At 67.7% G+C, this 1,783-nt stretch carries 1 protein-coding gene; it reads right to left on the reverse strand.

Going from position 1 to position 1,783, the window contains the following annotated elements:
• Positions 1-60: 60 nt before the first annotated feature.
• Entirely contained in the window at positions 61-1,695 is a 1,635-nt protein-coding gene (locus Q7A36_RS39565; protein ID WP_305109279.1) for an ISL3 family transposase, read from the reverse strand.
• Between the last annotated feature and the right edge of the window lie 88 nt (positions 1,696-1,783).

Raw genomic sequence — 1,783 nt, forward strand, 5'->3', positions numbered from 1 at the left:
GCAAGTGTCAATGCTGATCGAAAATTGGTTCTTCCGCATTTCCCGTGCAGCGGGTGAGCTTCACGCGGCATGCAAGACACGGGCGCGCAGGAGCTCGAACCCTGCGCGCCCGTACATCGTGCGCTTAATCATCTTGATCCGGTTGATCTGCCCCTCCGCGGGGCTGGTGGTCCAGGGCAGCGTGAGCGCTGCTTCGACGGCGCCGATGTCCTTGCGCATCTCAGCCACAAAGCCGGCCAGCTGCGTCTGCTCCGCGGCGGCGAGAACGTCAGCGAGTGTCTCCTCGCTCCGTCGGCGCAGCAGGGCTTGGAGCCGTTTGGCAGCAGCCACCGTGATTTCCAAGCCGGGCTCCTCCTTCAACAACTGCGCGGCAAAGGCCCGGTCTGGCGGCGACAGGTTCCGCGCGTCGGCCATCAGCAGCCGGACCACACGCCGCCCCGAGGGTGGCCGCCACGGCTTGCCCTCGGCAGTAACCGGCATGCTGGAACCGGTCGGTGCCGCCCTGCGCCGTTCCGTTGCCCAGGCGCCCACAATGGCCGTCCGGCCAGGGAACCCAAGTGCCACCAGCTCCTGCCATAGCCGGGCGGCGTTGTGGCACCCCTCGCTCCAGCGGCGCTCCAGGTGGTCGCGGTAAGGATCGAGCATGCTGCCCCGCCGCGGCTTGTGCCAGGTCGGAACCGTGCCGGCCTGCAGCCAGTGTCGCAGGGTCTTGCGATCGAGGCCGAGCTGGCGAGCGATGGCACTGATCGAGGCGCCTGCCGCATGCAGACGCGCTGCCTCTTCGAGCTGCGCCTGACGGTGGGCATGTGACGCCGTGCTGCGGCGCTGGACGGCAGTCGCCGGCTCGGTTGTGGCCTCGCCCGACGTGCCGACACACGGCGGGTGGGCCATAATCTCCTTGGCAATCCTGCGAGCGGCAGCATTATGATGCTGCGCGACGGCATGGACCGCGTCACCGAGATTGCGCAGCAGATGCCAGCGGTCGGCGACCTCAGTGGCATTCGGCGCGCCCTGGCGAATGCCGTCGGCGAAGACGCCAGCACGATCTCGAGCAATGACGGCGACACTCGGATTGGCTTTCAGCCACGCCGCCAGGCTCTCGGCCTGCCGGTCAGGTAGGAGATCGACGACGCTATTGCGCTCAAGGTCGACCAGCACCGTCCCATAGCGGTGGCCACGGCGCCAGGCCCACTCGTCAACCGCCAGCACCCGAACGGGCGGCCTCGGCTGCGGTGTCGCGCCGGCACGCCGCGCCATGCGAAGCAGCGTATCACCGCTGACCGGCATGGCCAGGCGCGCCGCAAGCCGGGCGCCAACCTCGCCGCCGACCACGAGACCGAGATGGCGCTGCAGGTCGGCCAGGCGCTCGGTCCGCCGCGCGGCAGCCGGCGCGGTATCGGCGAGCCGCTCAGCAAAGGTCAACCGAGGACAGGCTGGTGCAAGACACCGGAACCGGCGCGCCCGGACACGCAGCAAGACCTGGCGCCCCTGCCAGGGCACGTCCTGAAGGAGACGGTCGTACCGGCTGTGGACATGGGAAGACAGCGTGGCGCAGCTCGGGCATGCGGCACAGGGCTCACGCGGTGCAACGACGATGGTGAGAAGGTCGGGGGACGGCAAGACCTGCTGAACCAGCAACCCTGCCGGAATGAGTGAAGGAAGGTGCTCGAACAAGAACCAGACTTTGGAGGACAAGAACGCACTCTATGTGATCACCTCATCCCGGAATGACCACCCGCTGCACGGGAAATGCGGAAGAACCAGCATTCACCCAGCAGCTACA

Origin of the sequence: Paracraurococcus lichenis (assembly GCF_030657435.1) — a bacterium.
GTDB classification, from domain to species: domain Bacteria; phylum Pseudomonadota; class Alphaproteobacteria; order Acetobacterales; family Acetobacteraceae; genus Paracraurococcus; species Paracraurococcus lichenis.